This is a genomic window from Bradyrhizobium sp. RDM12 (assembly GCF_051917485.1).
Lineage (GTDB): Bacteria > Pseudomonadota > Alphaproteobacteria > Rhizobiales > Xanthobacteraceae > Bradyrhizobium.
The window spans coordinates 3,252,030-3,274,850 of sequence record NZ_CM133064.1 but is presented as its reverse complement, the minus strand read 5'-3'; the positions used below and the strand labels follow the sequence as shown (position 1 = coordinate 3,274,850).

Genomic DNA, 22,821 nt, shown 5'->3' with positions numbered 1-22,821 from the left:
AATCGCGACACGGTCCTGACGACAGCTAGAAATTCGGCCCCAGCGCGATCTTGGTGATCGTTCCGTTCCTGACGCCGATGCGCCATTCCGCCGAGCCGTTGGCGAACTGGGCGACATAGATGTCGCTGTCGAGCGCAGTGACGCCGCGGAACGAGACTGCGCGCAACGCCCCGAGCCGCGCCACGATCGCCTGGTCGAACGGAAGCTGCTGACGGGTGATGTTGGCGACCTCGGTCGTCATATGGTCGTAGTCGGGCTGCCCCTTGCCGATGCCCTCGATATATTGCCGCAACATCGCCTCGCCATTGGCGATCGGGACGGCGCGACGCGACGCGCGCCCCGGCCGTGCCGCGACATTCGAGGCCTCGACATTATGGAAGCGCGTCTGCCGGCCCGGCACCAGGATCTCCATGCACTTCCCTGACTTGTCGGCAATGACCCAAGGGCTGTTCACCGTGGTCAGCGCGGCCCAGGTCATGTCCGACCTGACAACGCTCTGCGCCTTGCGCTCGCCGTCCGCGCCGAGATTGAAGACTTCAATATCGTCGTCAGTCTCGTTGTAGAGCATGATCCTGATCGGCGAGGTGCCGGCGCTGCCGCGCAAATTCGCCTCTTCCGAGCAGGAGACGATGCCGCCAAGTTCGTCATTGCCGTCGGGCCGGAAGATCACGTCGCCGGCCTTGCCGTCCGGCTCGAGCAGCACGCGGAATTCCGCCGTACCGTTCTCGAACTTGGCACCATAGATGTCGTAGCCGCCGGGCCCGACGCCGCGAAAGAAGATCGTCTCGATCGCACCGAGCGCCGCGAAGGTCGCGCGCAATTCGTCGAGCCGACGATGGATGGTGGCGGCGAGCGGCGCGCTCATGCGATCGTAGTTCGGCGTGCCGCGGCGCAAATCCTCGATCCCCGTGAGGATCACCTCCTTGCTGCGCGCAGCCGGAACCTGCTCCCGGAATCTGTCAGGGACTTCCGCCAGGCGGCGCGCGAAGTCGGCCTCGATCGCCTGAGCTACTGCCGCATCGATCCGCTGCGCGAGACGGGCGCCGGAGGTGGCGTTCTGGACCAGCACGCGCGAGACGCCGGCCGTCTCATCGCGCAGGAAGATCAGTAGATGATCGCCGTGGACGGAGAAGGCATCGGCGCCCTCGGCGAGAACCGGCGATCGGCTCTGCCCGGTCTCCTGCACTTGCAGACGAACGCCATCGCGCCGCACGGTGAGCACGCGGTTCGGCGCGATCCTGTACCAGCCGACATATTGATCGAGCGGCACCGGACTCGTAGCCGGCGCCGGCAGCTCGGCAACGCGAACGGCGCGCACGTCGCGGCCATTCATGCGCAGCGTCAACTCGGACGAGCGACGCTCCGCATCGACAGGGAACGTGATCTCTCCGAACGACGCCGCATAGGACGCCGAGCCGTCGTTGGCGACGGTCAGGCGCAGCCTGCGTTGCCCGGTGAGCTGCCCGTAGATTTCGTCGCCCTCGCGGAAGATGGCGAACACCGAGGCGGGGCCCATGGCGTAGAAATTGACGAACGGACGGTAATGCTGAGCCGGCACATCGCCGAGATCCGCGCCGGCGGGCACCGGATCCGGCGTGCGATACGCGATCATGCCGGCCGACACTATCACGACAGGCACGATCGCGCCGGCGATCCACAGCCGCTTGCGCCAACCGACCGCTGCGGGCATGGCAGCGGCTGCGATAATGCGTTCGACCCGCGCGCGCACGGTCGAAGCCCGCGCCATCGCGAGCTCCACCGGCCGCGGCTTCACGGAGGTCGCGACGTCGAGCAGGATTTGGGCATAGGACAGCCGGTCGTCGATCATCTCGATCGCCCGGGCATCGCTGATGATCTCGGCAAGCTCGGCAAGCCGCGCCAGCTGCCACCACGAGAACGGGCTGAACCAGAACACCGCGCCGTTGAGCGAGGCGAGCAAGAGGACGTAGAAATCGCCATTGGCGACATGCGCGCCCTCGTGCGCGAGCACCGCGAGGCGCTTCTTCGCGTCCCAGCCGAAAAACTGCGGCGGCACCAGGATGGTCGAGCCGAAGGTGACGGGGCCGCCGACGTCGCGGCTGACGCGCAGATCGGCATCGATCATCTCACGGCTTTTCACCGGCTTGGCCGCGCGCGCCAGACGCCAGGTCAGGCAGAGGCCGATGGCCAGCCGCAGCAGCAACAGCCCGGCGACGCAGGCATAGACGGTGGTGGCGACCATCCACCAGTCGATCGAGACACTTCGCGTCACCATCGGCGCGATCGCCGCAGCGGGCGCGATCGGCAGCGAGGGCTGCGCTCGCTCCAGCATCGAGAAGTCGGCCGGCCACGCTTCGTCCGGCACCGAAACCGACAAAGGCATCCGGTCGATGGTGAGCGTCGGCCAATCCATCACGAACGGCATCGCCAGCGACGCCAGCAGCACAACCACCCACGCCGTCATGTGGATGTGCGGATTACGCACACGAAACAGGATGAGACCGATCCAGACGACGCCTCCCAGCGCGAAGGAGCGTAACGCCGCCTCAGCCAGAACTGCGATCATTCTTTTTTCACTCCCCTCGCCTTCTTCGCCTTGGCCACCTGGTCGGCCAGCGCGCGCAATTGCTGCTGGTCGAGCATCGCATTGTCCACCATGCCGACGAGGACCTCCTCCATCGAGCCGTTGCAGAACCAATCGACGATGCGCTGCACCGCCTTGGCCGCGACGCGGGCTCGCTCTTCGGCGGCGTGGTAGACGTAGGTGCGCCCGTCCACCGTGTGACGAGCATAGCCCTTTTCTTCCAACCGGCGCAGCACCGTCCGCACCGTCGATTCCTTCAGGCGTCGCGATAGCCGCTCGCGCACGATTTCGGCCGTGACCGGTCCATGGGCCCATACCAATTGCATGACCTCGTGCTCGAGATCGCCCAGGTCGGGCAAACGATCGTCCATGTGGCTTACCTAACAGCTTGAGATTCTTGTAACGCTACGGAGCGTCGCACATAAGGCACGGGCAGACAACGACGATTCCGGCTGAGCCGGGTTCGCCGTGCTGACCTGACGGCGGGGAGAGGTGCTTCCCAGTCGGAATAGCTTTTGATCTGAGAGGCAGGGTGCCTCGCCCCTCACCCGGATCGCCCCGGACGATGCTTCGCATCGCCGAGGCAATCCGACCTCTCCCCGCAAAGAGCAGGGAGAGGTTGAGCACATCAATTAGGCTCTTCCAGTAAGGCGCGCACCACTCCCTCACTCCCTCGCCCCGTTCTTACGGGGAGAGGGTGGGGTGAGGGGCAGCCTCCGCGGATTCGCCCGGCATCGTGAGCGTCAATACTTCGGCTCGTACATCTGCGACTGGACCAGGGCCTTGACGTCATTGGGCGCGGGTCCGTCGGCGAGTCCGCGCTGATAGGCCACATCAGCGACGGCCACCGCGATGCGGGCCGAGACCTCGCGGATGCGGGGCAGCGCGGGATAGAGGCTGCCCTGATCCAGGTCCTCCTTGCCGACGCAATTGGCGAGCGTGTGGGCCGCCGCCATGAACATCTCGTCGGTCACGAGCCGCGAGCGGCTGGCGATGACGCCGAGGCCGACGCCGGGGAAGATGTAGGAGTTGTTGCCCTGGCGCGGCACGAAGGTGCGGCCATTGAGCTTGACCGGATCATAGGGGCTACCGCAGGCGAACAGCGCGCGGCCCGCGGTGTAGCGATAGGCATCCTCCGCCGAACACTCCGCCTTCGAGGTCGGGTTGGACAGCGCGAACACGATCGGCTGCTCATTGAGTTCGGCCATCGCCTTGAGCACCTCGGGCGTGAAGGCGCCACCCACTGCGGCGACGCCGATGATCGCCGTCGGCTTCAGCGTCTTGATCGCGGTGAGGAAGTCGGCGATCGGCGCCTGATCGGTGTGGGCATAGCGCAGTTTATGGCCGTGCAGCCCGTCACGTCCGCTGACGACGAGGCCGCGGAATCCACCAGCCAGTTGCGCCGGAGCGCATCGGCTTCCGTTGCACCCTCTGCCATCATCGCGGAGACCACGAGATCGGCGATGCCGGTCGCCGCCTCGCCGGCGCCCAGGAACAGAATGCGCTGATCCTCAACTTGCCGCCGCTCACCCGCAGCGCCGAGAACAGGCCGGCGAGCGCGACCGCAGCGGTGCCCTGGATGTCGTCATTGAATACGCAGGTTTCGTCCCGGTATTTGTGCAGCAGCTTGAACGCCGAGTGGTTGGCGAAGTCCTCGAACTGGATCAGCACATCGGGAAACGTCTTTCGCGCGGCCGTCATGAACTCGTCAACGAAGCTGTCATAGGCCTCTCCGGTAAGCCGACGCTCGCGCAGACCGAGATAATAGGGATCGCTCAGGAGCTCCTCGTTGTTGGTGCCGACGTCGAGCAGGATCGGAAGGCAATGCTCGGGATGCACGCCGGCACATGCCGAGTAGAGCGAGAGCTTGCCGACGGGGATCCCCATTCCGTTGGCGCCGAGATCGCCAAGTCCCAAAATGCGTTCGCCGTCCGTGACGACGATCAGCTTGGCCGGATAGGGCCAGTTCTTCAGGATCTCGGCGATCTGGCCGCGATCGCGCGAGGAGATGAACATCCCGCGCGGACGCTGGAAGATCAGACCGTATTTCTGGCAGGCGAGTCCGACCGTCGGCGTGTAGATGATCGGCTGGATCTCGTCGATATTGTCGACCACGACGCGGAAGAACAGCGCCTCGTTGCGGTCATGCAGCGCATTCAGGGCGACATATTTCTCGAGATCGGTCGGCAGCGCGCGCAGATTGGTCAGCACGCGCTCGATCTGCGTCTCGATCGTCAGCACGCAAGGCGGCAGCAGGCCGCGCAGACCGAGCGCGGCACGCTCCATTTCCGTGAAGGCGGTGCCCTTGTTGAGCAGGGGGTCGCGCAGCAGCGTCATGCCGTGCGCGGAATCGGACGACGTCGAATGGGCGCTGACCCGAGCAGGTCTATTCACGATTCCCCCAGGGAGTTTCTTAGTGAAGGGCAAACATTGTCGGCCAGCGTTCCACCGAGATCAAGGACGTTACCCTCCGGGCCGCGATTGTGATCTCGCACCGCAGCGAGAATTTCGCGAGACACCGCAGTTGCACGCGGCGCAACGGTCAGTGCCGCGCCGAGGGTCTCTCGCCTCATGGTGAGGAGCACGTCTTCGCGCGTCGCCGGACGATGTTGCGCATCCCTGCGGCGACATCGGCACTAAGCTCCCTCTCCCCGCGGGCAGGGCAATCGCACATGGCAGTTTCGGCAGTCTGAACGCGCGCCTCGTCCTTCGAGACGGCCGCTTCGCGGTCTCCTCAGGATGAAGCTAAGCGGCATCCGTGCCCGTTGAAACTGCTGCCGCACACTCGGACCTCGTCCTGAGGGCCCGCCAACGGCGGGCGTCTCGAAGGACGGCCACAGGGAATGCTCCCACACGCGATAGCCCCCGATCTCGCTTGCGGCCATCCTTCGAGACGGCGCCAATGCGCCCCTCAGGATGAGGAGGAGTGCCTCTGAGACAGCAAGCCTATTCCGCCTTGATGTCTGCCGCCTTCACGATCGGCCACCATTTCTCGGTCTCGGCCTTCTGAAAGGTGCCGAGGGCTGCGGGTGATTGCTGGTCCGCCGGCGGGATCTCCTGGCCCAGTTCGGCAAAGCGCTGCTTGACGGAAGCGTCGGCGAGCGCCGCGACAATGGCGGCGTTGAGCTTTGCCACGATTTCCTTCGGCGTGTTCTTCGGTGCCCAGATGCCGTGCCAATAGGAGATGTACAGGCCAGGCAGCCCCGCCTCGTCGACGCTCGGAATGTCGGGCGCGGACGCGAGCCGCGTCGGTGATGTCACCGCGAACGCCTTGATCGCACCGTTTCTGTATTGCGGCAGCGAGTTCGAGGCCTGGTCGAACATGATGTCGATCTGTCCGGCGACGAGATCGATCATGGCGGGCCCCGCACCGCGATAGGGCACGAACTGGAAGTCGGTGCCGGTCTTCTCCTTGAAGAAGACACCGGCGACATGCGCGCCGGTGCCGGCGCCGGCGGTCCCCGCGGTGGCCTTGCCGGGATTGGCCTTCAGCCAGGCGATCATCTCTTTGAGATTGTTGGCCTCGAGCGACTTTCGGCCGACGATCAGCTGCGTGCCCATCGCGACCAGCGCGATCGGCTCGAAATCGGCGACTACGTCATAAGGCAGCTTGAAGATCGCGCCGTTGAGCACATGCGTGCCCCAATGGCCAATGGTGATGGTCGTGCCGTCAGCGGCCGCGCGCGCGACGCGGGCACCGGCGATGCTGCCCGAGGCGCCGGCGACATTTTCGACCACGATGGTCGCATGCAACTCGGCCGCGATCCGTTCCGACAGGATCCGCGCCAGCGTATCGGTCGGCCCGCCGGCCGCGAACGGGACCACGAGCGTGATCGGACGAGACGGAAACGGTTGGGCGTGGCCGGGTGCGCTCCACGCCGCATATCCGATCAACGCACAAATGACGATCACATGACCGCGCAATCCGGCCCACAGCCCCCGCATCACCTTCTCCCAAACTTCTTGTGGCCCGCATGTCATCAGCGGACTGGAGGGCGAGTGAACGCTGCCGCGTGAGCGGCGGCAAGCCGGAAAATCTGACGAGCGGCTATCCGGCCGCCCGTCGCGGCGTCAGATTGGCGGTGACATCGGCCGGCGGCGCAATCTGCATCAGATCGTCTGGGTGGCGGATGCCACCTCGATGCCGTTCTGCTGGAAGCGCTGTTTCATGCGCCGGTTGAATTCGCGCTGGACCGGCCAGCGGCCGGCCTCGGTGCAGCGGATCTGACCGACAATTGAAACCATGGCACCATCGACCTTGTCGATGCCCCAGAGCTCGAGATCGCCGCGGATCAACGCGCGGAATTCCTGCTCGCGGCGCATCTCCTCGACGATGTCCTTGAGAATCTGGCCGGCGCGGTCGGTGTCTTCCTTGTAGGCGACATTGACACTGACGGAGGCATTGCCGGCGCCGCGGCTGGCATTGGTGATGGTCGTCACCGCGCTGAACGGCACGATGTGCACGGCCCCGTCGCCGGCGCGCAAGCGGATGGTGCGGATCGAGACGTTCTCGACCACGCCCGACAGCCCCGACACACTGACGGTGTCGCCGACCTGGACCGTGTTCTCCAGCAGCAGGAACAGGCCGGTGATGAGATCCTGCACCAGCTTTTGCGAACCGAAGCCGATCGCAATGCCGACGATGCCGGCACCCGCGAGCAGCGGCGCGACGTTGACGCCGATTTCGCTCAGCGCCGTGAGGCCGACGATGGTGGCGATCAGGCACAGCAACGCCGTGCGCAGCATCGGCTGGAAGGTGCGCAGCCGTGCCGCGCGGGCATAATGTCCGTCGCGCGACAGCGTATTGATCTGCCGGTCCAGCAGCGCATTGCTGGCTTCCCAGATCGCCGCGGCAATGATGACGGCGATGCCGATCGTCGCCACCGCCGAGAGCAGCCGGCTGCCGATCTGGCCGCCATAGAACCAGACGACGGCATCGACGCCCCAGACCTCGAGCACGGCGACGAAGCCGATGAAGGCGATCACGCTGGAGACGATCCGGCGCAGCAGCGGCAGATAGCGGTTGGCGCGGATCTCCAGCCCCGGAAAGCGCTGCAGGATCTCCGGCTGGATGCGGAAGCCGCGATCGATCAGGCTTAGCGTCACCACGATCGCGACCCGCGTGATCAGCACCACCGCGACGGTGCCGACGAAATATTGCAGCAGCAGCGAATAGCCGTTGCGGATGTTCAGCGCCCAGACCGCCCACAGCGCCAGATCGAGCGCGATGGCCAGATAATGCCAGCCGCCGGCGATGCGGTTGCGCAGGCGCGCGGCGATCCCCTGCCGGTCCGCGGGTGCGCGGATGGCGTCGGCAACCTGGCGGCGGCATTGCAGGATGATGACGGCGACGAAGAGATGCACGACCAGCATCACCATGCGAATGAGCGCAGCATAGCCGGCGCGATGCAGGCCGAGCAACAGCGCCACGTTGGCGAACGCAATGCCGGTTACGCCAACGCCGACGATGCGGCGCGCCCAGATCTCGATATAGGCCGCCGTCTCTGCACGCACCGGAAACAGGCCGAACGGGCCGGCCAAGGCACGGACGACGCAAATGAGCACGCGCGAGAACGCATAGGCGTTGACGACTGCAAGGATCACGAGGCGGACGGTCGCGGGCTCGCCGATCTCCGTTCCGAGCAGTGCGGTCGCGATGCCAACGAAAATGACCACCGGCAGCAGTTCGAGCAACAGCCGCCCCAGCACGAAGGGCAGCCGCAGCAGCAGTTGCCAGACCCGCGCGAGGCTGTGCCTGCGCTTGTGCAATTCCGGCTCGGGAGTGACGTCGGCGACCGATGACGGTGGATCGGCAAGGGGCAGCGCCTGCGCCGACAGGCGCGCGGTCTGCGGCACGCGAGCTTCGAGAAAGGCGACCGGACGCCGGATCAGGCGGACCATCACCCATTCGGCGGCAAGCGCGCAGCCGAACACCGGCGCCAGCTTCCAGGCGATCTCGATCAGGAGGTTATAGGCGTCGGGATCATTCGCGGTCCGCACGATCCAGTAATAGAACGCCGGAAAATGCGTGAGCGTCCGCGCCATGTCGGCGACATCGCGCGAGATCTCGCCGATCTCCTCCGACACGGTGAGCAAAAGCTGCGCGCCGAGGCCGTCAGCCGATAGCGGGATCGGTGACTTCTGCTCGGGCGCGGCTGCCGGCTGCTGCGGACCGGACGCATTCGCGATCGCGCGCAGCGTATCGATCATTTGCGCGCGCTTCTTGTCATCCTGGAGCGTCTCCAGCGCGCGCCTCGCCGCGTCGGGCGACAGTGCGGCCGTGCCGTTGGCGGCCGGCGCAGGCGGCTCTGCGTGGGCTGGGGAGAAAGACGAGAGGGCGAGAAAGAACACAGCGACAAGCGCCGAGGCGAGCTTATGCGACACGCGGATTCCTTGAAAAATGAAATGCGCTTGCAGCGGTCGAATCGTCACCGCACCCAGCGCATGCGTCATGTCGAGTGCTGCTATTCGCCCCGAGCGTGTGTCGGAACTTTGCCGAGAAGGCGACGATCTCTTGGCATTTCCTTTGGCATTTCCTGCGATGCAGTTGATGCGCAAAACGCACAGCGCCGGGCAGGTAGGGGCTATGCCTTACTGACTGCAGCCCACTAAACCTTTACCCGGCGTGCCGTTCGCGGTTTCTGCCGCTATGCGATAGTCCGAACGAGCTCCATCGCACTTAACGCGGCTGGATTTGCGGAGGTGGAGTCATAGACCTCCCCTTGCTCATGAGGTGGACGTTACGCGTCGCTTGTTTGCGACCATCGGCATGGTCCTCCCCTGACATAAAACTGTCAAGCAGGATCAATGGCCTGAGAAATCACATTTGCACGCGGGTTCCGCACACTGAGGATCAGCAGCGCAACGGTGACATCATGCGCCTGTTTTGCCCGACGGGTCAAATGAAATTCTCAAAATCCGAATACCATTTGCGCCCGAAGGCCAAGCCGTTGATTTCACGATCATCGGCTACTGTGCATGGGGTTGTTTTCGAGAACTCTTGCGGTGACTGCGAGCGCGCGGCTCTTTTCCCGCCCGTTGTCACCCTGGCTTCTTGCCCTCCCATTCGAGCTTGCGTTGCGACTTGAACCGGTCGAGCAGGCTCCCAAGGATACCCTTCGGAAGGAATATGATGAAGAGCACCAGCAGCACGCCGTAGACGAGATTGTCCCAGCCGACCGCCCTGGTGCCGAAGCCGATGCGCAGGGTTTCCGCGAGCAGGATGGTGATGACGGCGCCGACAGTCGGACCGAGCGAGACGAACAGGCCGCCGACGATGGCCGCGAACACCATCTGGAGCGACACCGCGATGCCGGAGACGGTGTCGGGCGTGATGAACATCTGGTACTGGCAATAGATCGCGCCCGACAGTGCCGTCATCACAGCGCTGATCAAGGTGATCTTCAGTTTCTCCGCGGTGACGTCGACACCGGCCGCCGCAGCCGCGTCCTCGTCCTCCGAGATCGCCTCGAGCGCGTAGCGGCTCATGCTGCGATCAATCAGGTGCCAGACGACAATGCCGACGAGCCACACCCCGAGCGCGATCAGATACCAGGTGGTCTTGTCGTCGAATTGCAGCGCCACCAGCTTGTTGCCCGAGGCGCGGTTCGGCGTGTAGCCAAGCGAGCCGCCGGTATAGTCGCGGGTGGCCGTGATGATCTGGAGCACGATGCCGGAGAGCGCGAGCGTCACCAGCACGAAGTAATGCCCGGTGATGCGGAAGCGGAAGCAGGGATAGCCGACGATCAAGGCCAGCGCGCCGGCCGCGACCATGCCGACGGGAATGCCGATCCACGGCGACAGGCCGAGATGATTCCACAGTAGCGCGGTGACATAGGCGCCGATCCCCATGAAGCCGCCATGGCCGAGCGAGACCAGGCCGAACCGCCCCATCATCGACCACGACGTGTAGGCGAACGACCAGATCAGGATCAGAACCAGAATGTGCAGGTGATAGGGGTCGCGATAAACGAAAGGCAGCGCGACCAGCGCGGCCAGTCCTACACCCCATGCGACAAGCCGGCCCCGCCCCATCATCGGCGCCTCGCAAGCAGGCCCGCGGGCCGGATGAACATCATGACGATGAAGAAGGCGAAGGCGAGCACGTAGCCCCATTCGAGATCGGAGAACAGGCCGCCCAGCGAGATGATCTCGGCGAACACGAACGCCGCAATGAAGCCGCCGATGAAATTGCCCAAGCCCCCGAGCACGCAGATCAAAAAGGTGATCGGCCCGAACGAGAGGCCGACGAAGGGATGCACGTCATATTGCAGCACAAGGAGGCAGGCGGCGAGCCCGGCCAGCCCGCCGCCGATCGCCGACGTGATGAGATAGATGCGTTTGGTGTCGACACCCATCAGCGCCATGATTTGGCGGTCCTGCGAGATGGCGCGGATCGCCGTGCCGGTGAAGGTGCGGGTCATGAACAGATAGACCGCAACCATGCCGACCAGCGCCGCCAGAAACGACAGAAGTCGTGCGTAGCTGAAGTTCATTTCGCCGAAGGCGAGCACCGGCAGGCGGATGCCGAGGTTGCGGAAGTCGATGCCGAAGGCGACGGTGGCAAAGCTCTGCAACACGAATAGCACGCCGCCGGTCGCGAGCAGCTGATTGATCGGCGGCGCCGTCAACAGCGGCGCGATCACGAGAAAATGCAGCAAGGCGCCGAGGATCGCGATCAGCAGAATGGTTAGTGGCGCTGCGATGAAATAGCTGATGCCGTAATACTGCACCATGAAGTACATCGCGTACATGCCGATCATCACGAGTTCGGCGTAGCAGATCCAGGTCACGTCGATGACGCCGAAGATCAGGTTCAGCCCGAGCGCGAGCAGCGCCAGCACGCCGCCGAGCAGGATGCCGTTGATCACGGCCTCCAACAGATAGATGTCGAAAATGTCCAGGACCGCCTGCATGCCCCTCACACCCCGAGATAAGCTTCCTTGACCGTGTCGCTCGCCAGCATCTCCGCCGAGGTGCCTGAGGCCCGGATCGTCCCGGCCTCGATCAGATAGGCCCGGTCGACCACGCGCAGCACCTGCTGCACGTTCTGCTCGACGATCAGCACCGTCAGTCCGCGCGCGCGAATCCGCTTTACGAGCTCAAACACCTGCTGCACCACCACCGGCGCCAGGCCGGCCGACGGCTCGTCGAGCAGCAGGAGCTTTGGGTTCGACATCAGCGCGCGGCCGATCGCGCACATCTGCTGCTCGCCGCCGGACATGGTGCCGGCCATCTGATGACGGCGCTCCTTCAGCCGCGGAAACAGGTCGAACACGACGTCCAGCCGCTCGGCATAGTGACCGCGCGCCTCCTTAATGAAGGCGCCCATCTTGAGATTATCGTCGACCGAGAGCTGCGGAAACAGCCGCCGGTTCTCCGGCACATGCGCGATCCCGAGGCTGACGATCCTGTGCGCTGGCGTCGCGATGAGATCGACGCCCTCCATCGCGATCGACCCGCGCGAGGGACGGATCAGGCCGGAGATGACCCGCATCAGCGTGGTCTTGCCCGCGCCGTTCGGGCCGATCACGCCCACGGCCTCACCGGCCTTCACATCGAGATTGACGTCGAACAGCGCCTGGAACGTGCCATAGCCGGCACTGACGCCGCGGAGCTCCAGCATCATTGGCCTCCCGCGCGGCGGCGCGCTTCTGCGGCCGCAGCCTGCGTGGTCTCGGCATCGGTGCCGAGATAGACCTCGACGACGCGCGGATCACCGGCAACCGCGCTCGGCAAGCCCTCCGAGATCTTTTCGCCGTGGTCGAGCACCATGACGCGGTCGACGACGCGCATCAAGACGCCCATGATGTGCTCGACCCAGATGACGGTGATGCCGAGCTCGTCGCGGATGTTGCGCAGCATGTCGGCGGCCTGGTCCATCTCGGCCTCGTCGAGGCCGCCGAGGCTTTCATCCGCGAGCAGCAGTTTTGGCGCGGTGGCGAGCGTTTTCGCGAGTTCGAGCTTCTTCAGCCCCGCCGCGCCGAGGCCGTCAACGCTGGCGTGGCGATCCGTCGGCAAGCCGACCATCGCGAGTGACCTCTCCGCCGCCTCCTCGGCCTTGGCGCGGCTATGGCGGCCCTGGCCATAGAAGCCGGCAAGCGCGACGTTCTCGAAAATGGTGAGGCGGCGAAACGGTCGCGGAATCTGGAAGGTGCGGCCGATACCCCGGTTGATGATCCGGTGCGGCGCCAGCCCCGCGATCTCCGAACCATCGAACAGGATCGACCCGGAGCTTGGCGCCAACGTGCCGGAGAGCATGTTGAAGATCGTGCTCTTGCCCGAGCCGTTGGGGCCGATCAGACCGAGGATCTCGCCCCGCTCGACTCTAAACGACACGCTGTTGACGGCAGTGAAGCCGCCAAACCGCTTCACCAGCCCGCTGACCTCCAGCACCGCCCCGCTCCGCCGCTACTGGTTGCTGTAGGAGGCGCATCTAAACCTCCTTGGACGATTGTGCATCGCAATCTTTTGTATTGCTTTTGCGCCCATCACACGGGCTGGGGCGGGCGATGTCAAGCCTCGCGCATCAGCGCAACGCGAACTGCTGCGCCATGAAAGCCGTGACAAATCGCGGCATGGTCGGCGTGAGATCATCCATCCCGCGCACGAGATGGATGGCCGAAAGCTCCGGTTCGTGCTGGCGAGCCAGATTGGCTTCGATCCGCGCCCGAGCGGCCTCACCCGGCATATCCAGGTTGAGAATCTGAATCATTGCAAGGGCGCGGCCGGTGACGACACAGTGCCAGTCCGCCTCGGCGGAATAATCGGCAGGCGAAAGGCCGGTCTCCTCCTCGAGCTCGCGGACGACGCTGCCGGGAATGTCGAGCGTGCCGTCCCTGACATCATCGAGATCGGGCGTGCCTGACGCGAAATAGATGCGTCCCGCATTGGCGGTGTGATGTGCCATCTCGCCCATCACGAAGGCGCCATCGGAGGTGCGCAGCGCGCCCATGCCAAACCCGTTGAACACGGCCGCATCGGGAAAGCCCCAGTCGCGCCAAGCCAGGAAGCTGGCGAAATCCGTCTCGAAATAGGTCGCGGCGAGATGGCCGTCGGTGAATACGGCATCGCGCCCGAGCAGCACCCGGCCGTTCCAGAGTTTCGGCCGCGCGCGTTGCTGCTCGGCGAAATGCGTCTCGATCGCCGCGCGCCGCTCCTCGGCGAACGGCCAGGCGACGGAGCGCACGGCAAGCTCAAGCGTCGAGACGCGATGAATGATGAGTGACGTCATGCCGCCTGATTGCCAAGCCGTCGCGTCAGCTATTTGGCGCTCCCCGAGGTCTTCTTGGCCTGGTCGACGAACTTGTTGGTAAAAGTCTTGCTGACGTCGATTTTGGCGTTGGCCACCTCGGGCGAACCGACGCTGAACACCGCCAGCACGGCGTCGGCGCCCTTCGGATCCATCTTGCCCGTCTCGGAGAACATCGGGATCGTGTTCTTGAGCGCGGCGAGATAAAGGTCCTTGTTCTTGCCGACCATCTCGTCCGGCATCTTGGCCATGATCTCTTCGGGCGAATGCGAATGGATCCAGGCGATCGTGGCCAGCATTGCGTTGGTCAGCGCCTGCGTCTCCTTCTCGTGTCCATTGATCCAGGCCACGGTCGAGTATAGCGCGCCGCCCGGGTATTCGCCGCCGAAGGTCTCGAGCGTGTCCTTTTGCGTGCGGGTGTCGCTGAGAATGCGCAAGTCCTTGTGGGTGCCCTGGAGCACGGTGACGGAGGGATCGAGCATGACGGCGGCATCGATCTGCCCCTGCTCCATCGCGGCGACGGCGGTGGCGCCGAGGCCGACGCCGATCACGGCGGTGCCGGCCGGATCAAGTCCGTTCTTCTTCAGAAGATATTTCAGGAAGAAGTCGGTGGAGGAGCCGGGCGCGCTGACACCGACCTTCTTGCCGGCCAGATCCTTGACCGATTTGATGTCAGCCGTGTGCGACGGTGCGACGACCAGCACGAGGCCGGGATAGCGGTCATAGACCACGAACGCCTGCAGCTCCTGCTTTTTGGCCGCCAGGTTGACGCAATGGTCGAAATAGCCGGAAACCACGTCGGCGCTGCCGCCGAGCACGGCCTTGAGTGCGTCCGAGCCGCCCTTGAGGTCGACAAGGTCGACATTGAGGCCGGCCTTCTCGTATTCGCCGAGCTGCTTGGCCAGCACCGTCGGCAAATAGCACAGGCAGGCGCCGCCACCGATCGCGATCGTCACCTTGCTTTGCGCTGCGGCAAGACCGGTGGTGAGCATCAGCGCGAGTAGCGCGCCGGCGAGCCTGGCAATCGTGTTCTTCATTGGTTTCCTCCGTTCGGCTGGCGGCACCATAGAGCAGCGGGACTGGCTTGAGAAGCACCGCTTAACTGGCACTGGCCATTGGCCTTTCGGCGCAATAGCATGCGCCCACAACAATAATCTTTGAGGGGAGGATCATCCATGAATCGCCTTGCTGCCGGGCTGTCGATCTCCGCTGCCTTTGTCGCCGGATGCGGCGCGACCTACCTGCTCGGGCCGGCGCTCGCCGCCGAAAATATCACCGCGCAGATCATCCATACCGGCGAAATGGAAGGCGACGCACTCGGCCCCGCCAACCAAGTCGGATACCGTTCGAAGACATTCATGACCGCTGATGGGTCGACCGTCTCGATCCAGGTCGGCAATGTGCCAAAGCACCTGCATCCCAACACCAACGAGATCCAATACATCCTGGATGGCACCGGGACGATCTGGCTCGGCGACAAGGAAGTGACGGTGAAGCCCGGCGACCTCGTCATCATCCCGAAGGGCACGCCGCATGGCGGCACCAAACCGATCAGCGGCCAGGTCAAGGCGATCGCGATCAAGACGCCGCCGCAGGCCCCCGACGACGTCAAGCTGCTGGATTGAGCATTTGCCAAAGGGCTCGCGCGGGTGCGCGGGCCCTTTGCCGCTAGCCGCGACCGTCCACGGTGGGCCGCCAGACCAGTAACCGTCGCTCGACCAGCGTGACGCCAAAATCGATCAGGATGACGAAGGCCGACAGCACAAACATGCCGGCGAACACGCCGGCGACGTCGAACACGCCTTCGGCCTGCTGGATCAGATAACCGAGGCCTGCCGCCGATCCCAGATATTCGCCGACGACGGCGCCGACCACAGCGAAGCCGACCGAGGTGTGCAGCGACGAGAACATCCACGACAGCGCCGACGGCCAGTAGACGTGCCGCATCAGCTGCCCCTCGCTCATGCCGAGCATGCGGCCATTGTCGAGCACGGTGCGGCTGACTTCCTTGACGCCCTGGTAGACATTGAAGAACACGATGAAGAACACCAGCGTCACGCCGAGCGCGACCTTGGACCAGATGCCAAGCCCCAGCCACAGCGCGAAGATCGGCGCCAGCACCACGCGCGGCAGCGCGTTGACCATTTTGACGTAGGGGTCGAACACCGCGGCGACCAGCGGCTGGCGCGCAAACCAGAAGCCGATGAGCACGCCGCCGAGCGAGCCGATCACGAAGGCGAGGATTGATTCCACCAGCGTGATCCAGAGATGCTTCCAGATCACGCCGGAGACGAACCATTTGACGATCTGCTCGAACACGTCGGCCGGGTTGGAGAAGAAGAATGGCGGCAGCAGGACCTTGCCGAACACCGGCACGGTCGACAGCAACTGCCACAGCACGATGCAGACGATCGCGACCAGGACTTGCAATGCAAGCAGCGTGACGCGCGACATCAGACCGTCTCCGCCGCAAGGGTGGATTGCGCGTAGCCCTTCATCACCTCGTCCTTGAGGACACTCCAGATTTCTCGATGCAGCGCATGGAAATCCTTGTCCATCCGCACCTCGAAGATGTCGCGCGGGCGGGCGAGCTGCACGCGCCAGTCGCCGATAATGCGCGAGGACGGTCCCGCCGACATGATCACGACGCGATCCGCAAGCGCAATCGCCTCTTCGAGATCGTGGGTTACGAACAGCACGGCCTTGCGGTCGGCGTTCCAGAGGTCGAGCAAAAGATTGCCCATCACCTGGCGCGTCTGCGCATCGAGCGGCCCGAACGGCTCGTCCATCAGCAGGATCTTCGGGGCGCGGATCAGGACCTGCGCCAAGGCCACGCGCTTACGCTGGCCGCCGGAGAGCATGTGCGGATAGCGGTTGGCGAATGCACCGAGGCCGACCGACGTGAGCCATTTCTGCCCCAGCGGCAGTGCCTCGGCGCGCGGCGTACCCCTGATCTCGAGCCCGATCGCGACATTATCGAGCGCCGTCTTCCAGGGGAACAGCGCATCGGCCTGGAACAGATAGCCGGCATCCCGGTTCAGCCCGGCGAGCGGCCGATCAAAAATCCTGACGCTGCCGGCGGCCGGCTTGAGCAGCCCGGCGGCGACATTGAGCAGCGTGGATTTTCCGCAGCCGGTCGGGCCGACAATGGCGACGAACTCGCCCTGCGCGACCGCGAGATGAGCCTTCTCCACCGCCGTATAGACCCGCCCATCCCCCAGCTGGAACGCAACCTTGGCATCTTCCAGCGCCACTGCCGTGGGCCTTGTCATGTGTTTCCTCCGAACTTGGCTTGATGCCTTAGCCGCTCGTGCGACCAAGTTCAATCAATGCGCCAAGCGTGCTACGCATGGACCTCGTCATCCCCTCCCTCGACGGGCGGGTCAGCGAAGTGAGCCCCCGCCCGATGCCGTCTAGACCGATGATTGGCTATGCCCGCGTTACCAAGATCTTCGGCTCCCTCAGGGCCGTGGACGATGTGTCGCTCGACATCGCCGAGGGTGAGTTTCTGGCCATCGTCGGCGGCTCGGGCTCGGGCAAAACGACGTTGCTGCGGCTTGCCAACCGGCTGATCGAGGCCGATGGCGGCACGATCACGGTCGAGGGCGAGGATGTGCGGAACGTCGATCCGGTCGCGCTGCGGCGGCGGATCGGTTACGTCTTCCAGAGCGGCGGGCTGTTTCCGCATCTAAATGTCTCCGACAATGTCGGGATCACGCCAAAGCTGCTGGGCGAGCCGGCGGCGGCGATCGCGACGCGCGTCGACGAGTTGCTGGAGCTCGTCCAGCTCGACCGTGCCGCGCATCGCAACCGGCTGCCGGAGGCACTCTCGGGCGGGCAGCGCCAGCGCGTCGGCGTAGCGCGGGCGCTGGCAGCAAAGCCTCGCATCTTGCTGATGGACGAGCCGTTCGGGGCGCTCGATCCCCTCACCCGCGATGCGCTCGGCGAGGATTTTCGCGAGCTGCACCGCAAGCTCGGCCTGACGACCCTGATGATCACGCACGACATGACGGAGGCGATTTTGCTCGCCGACCGCATCGCGGTCATGCGCGGCGGCAAGCTGCTCGCGCAGGGCACGCCATCGGAGCTCTCGACGAGCAGCGATGCCTATGTGCTGGAGCTGCTGCGCACGCCGCGGCGCCAGGTCGAGCGCCTGAACGCGCTGCTGCCACAGGACGGTGCGGCATGAGCTTCCTCAATGATCCGCGCTGGGGCGAGGCACTGTCGCATTTGCCCGATTATCTCGGCAATCATGTGCGGGTGAGCCTCGCCGCGCTTGCGCTCGGCCTGATCGTCAGCCTGCCGCTCGCGATCCTCACACGTAACCGCCCGGCGCCACGCGCTATTCTGCTCGCGCTCGCCAGCATCGTGCAGACCGTGCCGGGGCTGGCGCTGCTCGCGCTGTTCTATCCGCTGCTGCTGCTCGCGGCGTCCGTGACGCTGAAATGGTTCGGCGTCTCCTTCTCCGCATTCGGATTCCTGCCGGCGATGCTGGCGCTGGCGCTCTATTCGATGCTGCCGGTGCTGCGCAACGGCATCACCGGGCTCAATGGCATCGACCCCGCACTGATCGAAGCCGCCAAAGGCGTCGGCATGACGGCGCGGCAGTCGCTCGTCATGGTCGAGCTACCGCTGGCGTTGCCGGTGATGATGGCCGGCATCCGCACCGCCGCCGTGTGGGTGATCGGCACCGCGACCCTGTCGACGCCGATCGGTCAGACCAGCCTCGGCAATTACATTTTCGCGGGGCTACAGACCCAGAACTGGGTGTTCGTGTTGTTCGGCTGCTTGGCCTCGGCCCTGCTCGCGCTTGCCGTCGATCAGCTGCTTGGCCTCATCGAGAGCGGGCTGCGCCATCGCAGCCGCCTGGGCGCCGGGCTCGGCGCGATCGGCATCGCGGCGCTGCTTGCGGCGACGCTGGTGCCGACCATGGGACGTTCGTCGTCCGGCTATGTGGTCGGTGCCAAGACCTTCGCCGAGCAATATGTGCTCTCGGCCCTGCTGAGGGACCGCCTCCAGGCAGCCGGCCTTTCCGCCACGGCGCGGTCCGGTCTCGGCTCGAGCGTGATCTTTGGGGCGCTGAAGGCGGGCGACATCGATCTCTATGTCGACTATTCCGGCACACTCTGGGCCAACCAGCTGCACCGCACCGACATCAAGCCGCGCGCGGAGCTGGTGGCAGATTTGAAGATGGCGCTGGCGAAGGACAAGATCACGCTGCTCGGCGAACTCGGTTTCGAGAATGCCTATGCGCTGGTGATGCCGAAGAAGCGCGCCGACGCGCTCGGCATCCACACCATCGCCGATCTCGCCGCACACGCTTCAGCGATGTCGATTGCCGGCGATTATGAATTCTTCTCGCGCCCCGAATGGGCGGCGCTGCAGAAGGCCTACGGCCTTCAGTTCAGCGCGCAGCGCCAGATGCAGCCGGATTTCATGTATGCGGCGGTGGCGAGCGGCGAGATAGACGTGATCGCCGGCTACACCAGCGACGGGCTGATCGCGAAATACGATCTGGTGGCGCTTGACGATCCCAGGCACGCCATCCCGCCCTACGATGCCATCCTGCTGCTGGCCCCGAAGCGTGCCGGTGACGAGCGGCTCACAGCGGCGCTGAGCCCGCTCCTCGGCAAGATCGACATCGCCACCATGCGCGAGGCCAATCTGCGCGCCAGCGGCAATGATGCGAATTCATCGCCGGATGCGGTGGCGAAATGGCTGTGGGCGAAGGTCGGGCGACGGTAGAGCAAAATTGAGGGGTGGCCGCGATGGAGGCTACGACCACCCCTCTCGCCCGTCTCTGGAGGAAGAGAGGGCAAACCGCAATCAGTTCACGCCCGCACCTCCTGCCGCTGGAACAGCACGTAGCCGAACGCGAACAGCACGATGGTGCCCGCAACCAGGCCAACGGTCTGCGGCCATGCGATCATGACGCTTTCGCGGAACGGAAGCGGCGCGCCCATGACGGCGCCGCGGAGCTGGTCGAGGAAGACCGGACCGAGCGCGCGCGTGGTCGGCGACAGTACGGCGAGCATCGCCTCGCCGAACAGGTCATTGGGCGACAGCCGCAGCAGTTGCTGGGCCCAAACCGCGGTCGCGGGATCGTTCAGTCCGAGCAGTGCATAGCGCGGATCGGCCGGCGCGATCGCCTGCGCGATGGCTGGGGCCAGCATCGGCCAGAGCACGGTCAGGAACAGCCAGATGCCGAGCGAGACCAGCGCGGCGGTCGCAGGCGAGCGGAACACGATCGAGAGCAGCATCGCCAGCGACAGCCAGACGCCCGCATAGAAGATCGCTACGACCAGAAACACCAGCGAACGCGCGATCTCTTCCCCGCCTGGCGGCACGCCGAGGAAGATCAGGCCGAGGCCGATCACCAGGAGCCACAAGGCGGCGAGGCTAATGCCGATGGTGGCGAGGGCGGCAAGAAATTTCCCCATCAGCAGCGCATCGCGATAGATCGGCTGTGCCAGGATACGAGACAGCGTCCGCCGATTATGCTCGCTGTTGACGGCGTCGAAGCCAAGCCCGATTGCCATCAGCGGAATGAGGAATCCGAGTATCGCGACAAACGACGGCAACGGCGCCTGGTCGATGGTGAAGAGGCGCAGGAGCAGGAATGGATCCTCGGCGGTGTTCTGCCGCAAGCTGTTGATTGCCTCGTAGAGCGCGGCGAGCGCAGTGAACACGATCAGCAGTTCCAGCATCAGCATGCGGACGCTGGAGATGTGATCCGCGAGCTCCTTGACGAAGACCGTGGACAGGCCCTGGAACGGTGACCCCTCACGCCGCATGACGAACGTCTCCCGTGGGCTGGGCCTGGAAATACCGCGCATAGATCGTCTCCAGGCTCGGCTCGTCGACCGACAATTTTCGCAGCGATCCATCGACCGCGACGACGGCGCGCGCCGCATCCGGCCGAACGTCGCGTTCCGCCGTCATGCGGAAGCGATCGGCGGCAAGCGTCTCGACCTGGGTCACGCCCGGGATCATCGCGAGCCGCCGCGCGATGCCGAGCCCCTCGGCCTCGACTTCCACGACGAAGCCCGCGCCAAGCACCTTGACCGCCAACTCCGGCACCGCCCCCATCAGCACGATGCGACCGGCCTGGAACAGCGCAACGCGATCGCAGATGCGCTGAACCTGGTCGAGCATATGGGAGGACAACAGCACCGTGACGCCCCCGGCCTTCAGCTCCCCGATCAATGCGAGGAATTCCTGGGTCGCCTGCGGATCGAGCCCGGAGGTCGGCTCATCGAGGATCGCGATCTCGGCGCGCTTGACGATGATCTCGGCAAGGCCCAGCCTCTGGCGCATGCCGCGCGAGAAGGTGGCGACGCGGCGCGAGGCGACGTCGGCCAGTCCGACCCGCACCAAGGCCGCCTCGATTCGCGACGCGCGCTCGGCGCGCGCCAGACCCATCAGCTTGGCGGTATAGGCCAGGTTTTCAATCGCGGTGAGCTGATCGTAGAAACCGACGGCGTCCGGCAAATAGCCGACGCGCCGCTTGACCTTCAGCGGCTCGCGCGCCGGGTTGAAACCGAGCACGCTGACTTCGCCGGACGAGATCTCGGTCAAGCCGAGCATCATCAGGATGGTCGTGGTCTTGCCGGCGCCGTTCGGACCGAGCAGGCCGAACACTTCACCACGCCCAATGTCGAAGTCGATGGCATCCACGACCTCAATATTGCCGTAGCGCCTCGTCAGCCCGCGCGCGGTGATGACTGGGTCCGGGGCGGTCCTTGGGGCTTCGTTCTGTTGATCGCTCATCGCCGTCCAAACCTCGCAACTGCGCCCAGCATCAACAGCAGCGCGACCCCGATGACGCCCGCGCCGGCCATGCCCCATACCGTCGAGGTGCCGACGGTGACGCGGAACTGGCTCGAAGCGCTCTCACCGCGAGAGGTGGCGCGGAGCGTGGCCTGGTAATCGCCGGCCAGCGACTTGTCGCTCGGCGTCACCAGTGCCTGGACCTCGGCGTCCTTGCCGGGCACGAGGCGCTCGATCGTTGCCGGCTCGAACGTCACCTTCCAACCAGTCGGCGCGGTCCCGGCGAGTGCGATGTTCTCGGCTGGCGCCGTGCCGGTGTTGGTCACGACGACCGGGATCGAGCTTTGCTGCCCGGCCACCGCACGCGCGCTCAACAGACCGTCGCGGCCGGAGATCTGGAGCTGCGGCTGGCCGACCACGTCGAGCGCAAGTTCGGTGGACGCCGAAGCGTCCTCCGCCTTGACCGTGACCTTGACCGGGAAATGACCGGCACCGATCGTGCTGGGAGGACGCACCTTCAGCTTGACGTCCTTGGACTGGCCGGCGTCGATCGGGATGGAGGACAGCTCCTGCGTGCCATAGGCTTCGGTGAACGAGGTCTCGAAATTGGCCGGCGCTTCTGCAGCGAAGCTTGCGACGAGATTGCGGCCCGAATCGTTCTTGATCGAGAGCGTATAGTCGAAGTTGGATTTCGGACTGCCGCGCAGCGACGGCAGGCTGGACTTCACGCTGAGCTTGGCGGGAAGCTCCCTGGCAAGAGATACCGCGATCGGCAGCTCGGCATTGGTGCCCTGCCCTTCGGCCTTGACCGTGAGCGTGTGTCGCTGAGATCGTTGCCGGCGGGAACGTCGAGCCTGAGCTGCAACGCGACGCTGCTATCGGGCCCCGGCATCGCCGCGCCCACCGGCTGTCCACCGCCGAGCAGCGTCGCCGTCCAGCCGCTGGGAACGCCTGCGACCGAGAGCTGATAGCGCTCCGGCGACAGGCCGTAATCCTGCAAGCGCAGCCCAACATTGGTCGTGGTGCCGGGCCGCACCGTGATCGCCGGATAATCGGTCATGAGATAGAGACCCTTGATCTCATGCGACGGTTCAGCGGCATGGACGACGGGACTGACCAGTGTGAGGGCAAATGCAAGACGCGCAACATCAAGCGCTCGCATGGACGATACTCCTGCATGGAAGGGTGGACCAGAGATCGGCATCGTGCCGCTTCAGAGACGATGGTGGCGGCGTGT

Annotated in this window: 18 protein-coding genes and 2 pseudogenes; 3 read left to right on the top strand and 17 right to left on the bottom strand. The window is 65.0% G+C overall.

The annotated features are described in order from the left end of the window. Positions 1 to 25: 25 nt before the first annotated feature. The 11 genes and pseudogenes from ACTGJ9_RS15830 to ACTGJ9_RS15780 form a co-directional block, all read right to left on the bottom strand. Positions 26 to 2,545, bottom strand: coding sequence for a M56 family metallopeptidase (locus ACTGJ9_RS15830; protein WP_456677807.1), 2,520 nt, complete (start codon positions 2,543 to 2,545; stop codon positions 26 to 28). Next, entirely contained in the window at positions 2,542 to 2,934 is a 393-nt protein-coding gene (locus tag ACTGJ9_RS15825; RefSeq protein ID WP_148753097.1) for a BlaI/MecI/CopY family transcriptional regulator, read from the bottom strand. The genes ACTGJ9_RS15830 and ACTGJ9_RS15825 overlap by 4 nt, the downstream gene beginning before the upstream one ends. A gap of 372 nt (positions 2,935 to 3,306) precedes the next feature. Continuing rightward, a pseudogene (locus tag ACTGJ9_RS15820) lies at positions 3,307 to 4,900 on the bottom strand (NAD-dependent malic enzyme). Positions 4,901 to 5,509: 609 nt separating this feature from the next. Then, positions 5,510 to 6,508, bottom strand: a complete 999-nt coding sequence (locus ACTGJ9_RS15815; protein ID WP_456677806.1) for a tripartite tricarboxylate transporter substrate-binding protein — start codon at positions 6,506 to 6,508, stop codon at positions 5,510 to 5,512. 103 nt (positions 6,509 to 6,611) lie between these two features. Next, positions 6,612 to 8,947 (bottom strand): annotated as a pseudogene (locus ACTGJ9_RS15810) (mechanosensitive ion channel domain-containing protein). Between the two features lie 657 nt (positions 8,948 to 9,604). Beyond that, positions 9,605 to 10,600: a branched-chain amino acid ABC transporter permease gene (locus ACTGJ9_RS15805; RefSeq protein ID WP_456677805.1), complete on the bottom strand. Its 996-nt coding sequence runs from the start codon at positions 10,598 to 10,600 to the stop codon at positions 9,605 to 9,607. After that, entirely contained in the window at positions 10,597 to 11,478 is an 882-nt protein-coding gene (locus ACTGJ9_RS15800) for a branched-chain amino acid ABC transporter permease (protein ID WP_456677804.1), read from the bottom strand. Before ACTGJ9_RS15800 ends, ACTGJ9_RS15805 begins: the two co-directional genes overlap by 4 nt. Positions 11,479 to 11,483: 5 nt before the next feature. Then, complete coding sequence (locus tag ACTGJ9_RS15795; protein WP_456678537.1) at positions 11,484 to 12,188, bottom strand: ABC transporter ATP-binding protein; 705 nt, start codon at positions 12,186 to 12,188, stop codon at positions 11,484 to 11,486. Then, positions 12,188 to 12,958, bottom strand: a complete 771-nt coding sequence (locus ACTGJ9_RS15790) for an ABC transporter ATP-binding protein (RefSeq protein ID WP_456677803.1) — start codon at positions 12,956 to 12,958, stop codon at positions 12,188 to 12,190. Before ACTGJ9_RS15790 ends, ACTGJ9_RS15795 begins: the two co-directional genes overlap by 1 nt. Before the next feature lie 133 nt (positions 12,959 to 13,091). Beyond that, entirely contained in the window at positions 13,092 to 13,796 is a 705-nt protein-coding gene (locus ACTGJ9_RS15785; protein WP_456677802.1) for an NUDIX hydrolase, read from the bottom strand. 29 nt (positions 13,797 to 13,825) lie between these two features. Beyond that, the gene (locus ACTGJ9_RS15780) at positions 13,826 to 14,851 is read right to left on the bottom strand and encodes an ABC transporter substrate-binding protein (RefSeq protein WP_456677801.1); all 1,026 of its coding nucleotides are present in this window, start codon (positions 14,849 to 14,851) and stop codon (positions 13,826 to 13,828) included. 138 nt (positions 14,852 to 14,989) lie between these two features. On the opposite strand from ACTGJ9_RS15780, the gene ACTGJ9_RS15775 reads away from it, so the two are divergent. After that, a complete protein-coding gene (locus ACTGJ9_RS15775) occupies positions 14,990 to 15,439 on the top strand; it encodes a cupin domain-containing protein (protein WP_456677800.1) in 450 nt (149 codons plus the stop codon). A gap of 43 nt (positions 15,440 to 15,482) precedes the next feature. Here the strand turns inward: ACTGJ9_RS15775 and ACTGJ9_RS15770 are convergent, their stop codons facing one another. Together ACTGJ9_RS15770 and ACTGJ9_RS15765 are read right to left on the bottom strand one after the other, a co-directional pair. Beyond that, positions 15,483 to 16,268, bottom strand: a complete 786-nt coding sequence (locus ACTGJ9_RS15770; protein WP_456677799.1) for an ABC transporter permease — start codon at positions 16,266 to 16,268, stop codon at positions 15,483 to 15,485. After that, entirely contained in the window at positions 16,268 to 17,086 is an 819-nt protein-coding gene (locus ACTGJ9_RS15765) for an ABC transporter ATP-binding protein (protein WP_456677798.1), read from the bottom strand. Before ACTGJ9_RS15765 ends, ACTGJ9_RS15770 begins: the two co-directional genes overlap by 1 nt. Before the next feature lie 134 nt (positions 17,087 to 17,220). Between ACTGJ9_RS15765 and ACTGJ9_RS15760 the strand changes: the two genes are divergently transcribed. Continuing rightward, entirely contained in the window at positions 17,221 to 18,003 is a 783-nt protein-coding gene (locus tag ACTGJ9_RS15760) for an ATP-binding cassette domain-containing protein (RefSeq protein ID WP_456678536.1), read from the top strand. Beyond that, a complete protein-coding gene (locus ACTGJ9_RS15755) occupies positions 18,000 to 19,559 on the top strand; it encodes a glycine betaine ABC transporter substrate-binding protein (protein WP_456677797.1) in 1,560 nt (519 codons plus the stop codon). Before ACTGJ9_RS15760 ends, ACTGJ9_RS15755 begins: the two co-directional genes overlap by 4 nt. Before the next feature lie 86 nt (positions 19,560 to 19,645). On the opposite strand, the gene ACTGJ9_RS15750 is transcribed toward ACTGJ9_RS15755, so the two are convergent. Genes ACTGJ9_RS15750 through ACTGJ9_RS15735 form a run of 4 tightly spaced genes read right to left on the bottom strand, consistent with a single transcriptional unit; the run spans position 19,646 to position 22,746 of the window. After that, positions 19,646 to 20,608 carry an ABC transporter permease gene (locus tag ACTGJ9_RS15750; RefSeq protein ID WP_456677796.1) on the bottom strand — a complete coding sequence of 321 codons (963 nt, stop codon included), beginning with the start codon at positions 20,606 to 20,608 and terminating at the stop codon, positions 19,646 to 19,648. After that, a complete protein-coding gene (locus ACTGJ9_RS15745) occupies positions 20,598 to 21,584 on the bottom strand; it encodes an ABC transporter ATP-binding protein (RefSeq protein ID WP_456677795.1) in 987 nt (328 codons plus the stop codon). Before ACTGJ9_RS15745 ends, ACTGJ9_RS15750 begins: the two co-directional genes overlap by 11 nt. Next, positions 21,581 to 22,312: a COG1470 family protein gene (locus tag ACTGJ9_RS15740; protein ID WP_456677794.1), complete on the bottom strand. Its 732-nt coding sequence runs from the start codon at positions 22,310 to 22,312 to the stop codon at positions 21,581 to 21,583. Before ACTGJ9_RS15740 ends, ACTGJ9_RS15745 begins: the two co-directional genes overlap by 4 nt. Continuing rightward, entirely contained in the window at positions 22,309 to 22,746 is a 438-nt protein-coding gene (locus ACTGJ9_RS15735; protein WP_456677793.1) for a hypothetical protein, read from the bottom strand. Before ACTGJ9_RS15735 ends, ACTGJ9_RS15740 begins: the two co-directional genes overlap by 4 nt. Between the last annotated feature and the right edge of the window lie 75 nt (positions 22,747 to 22,821).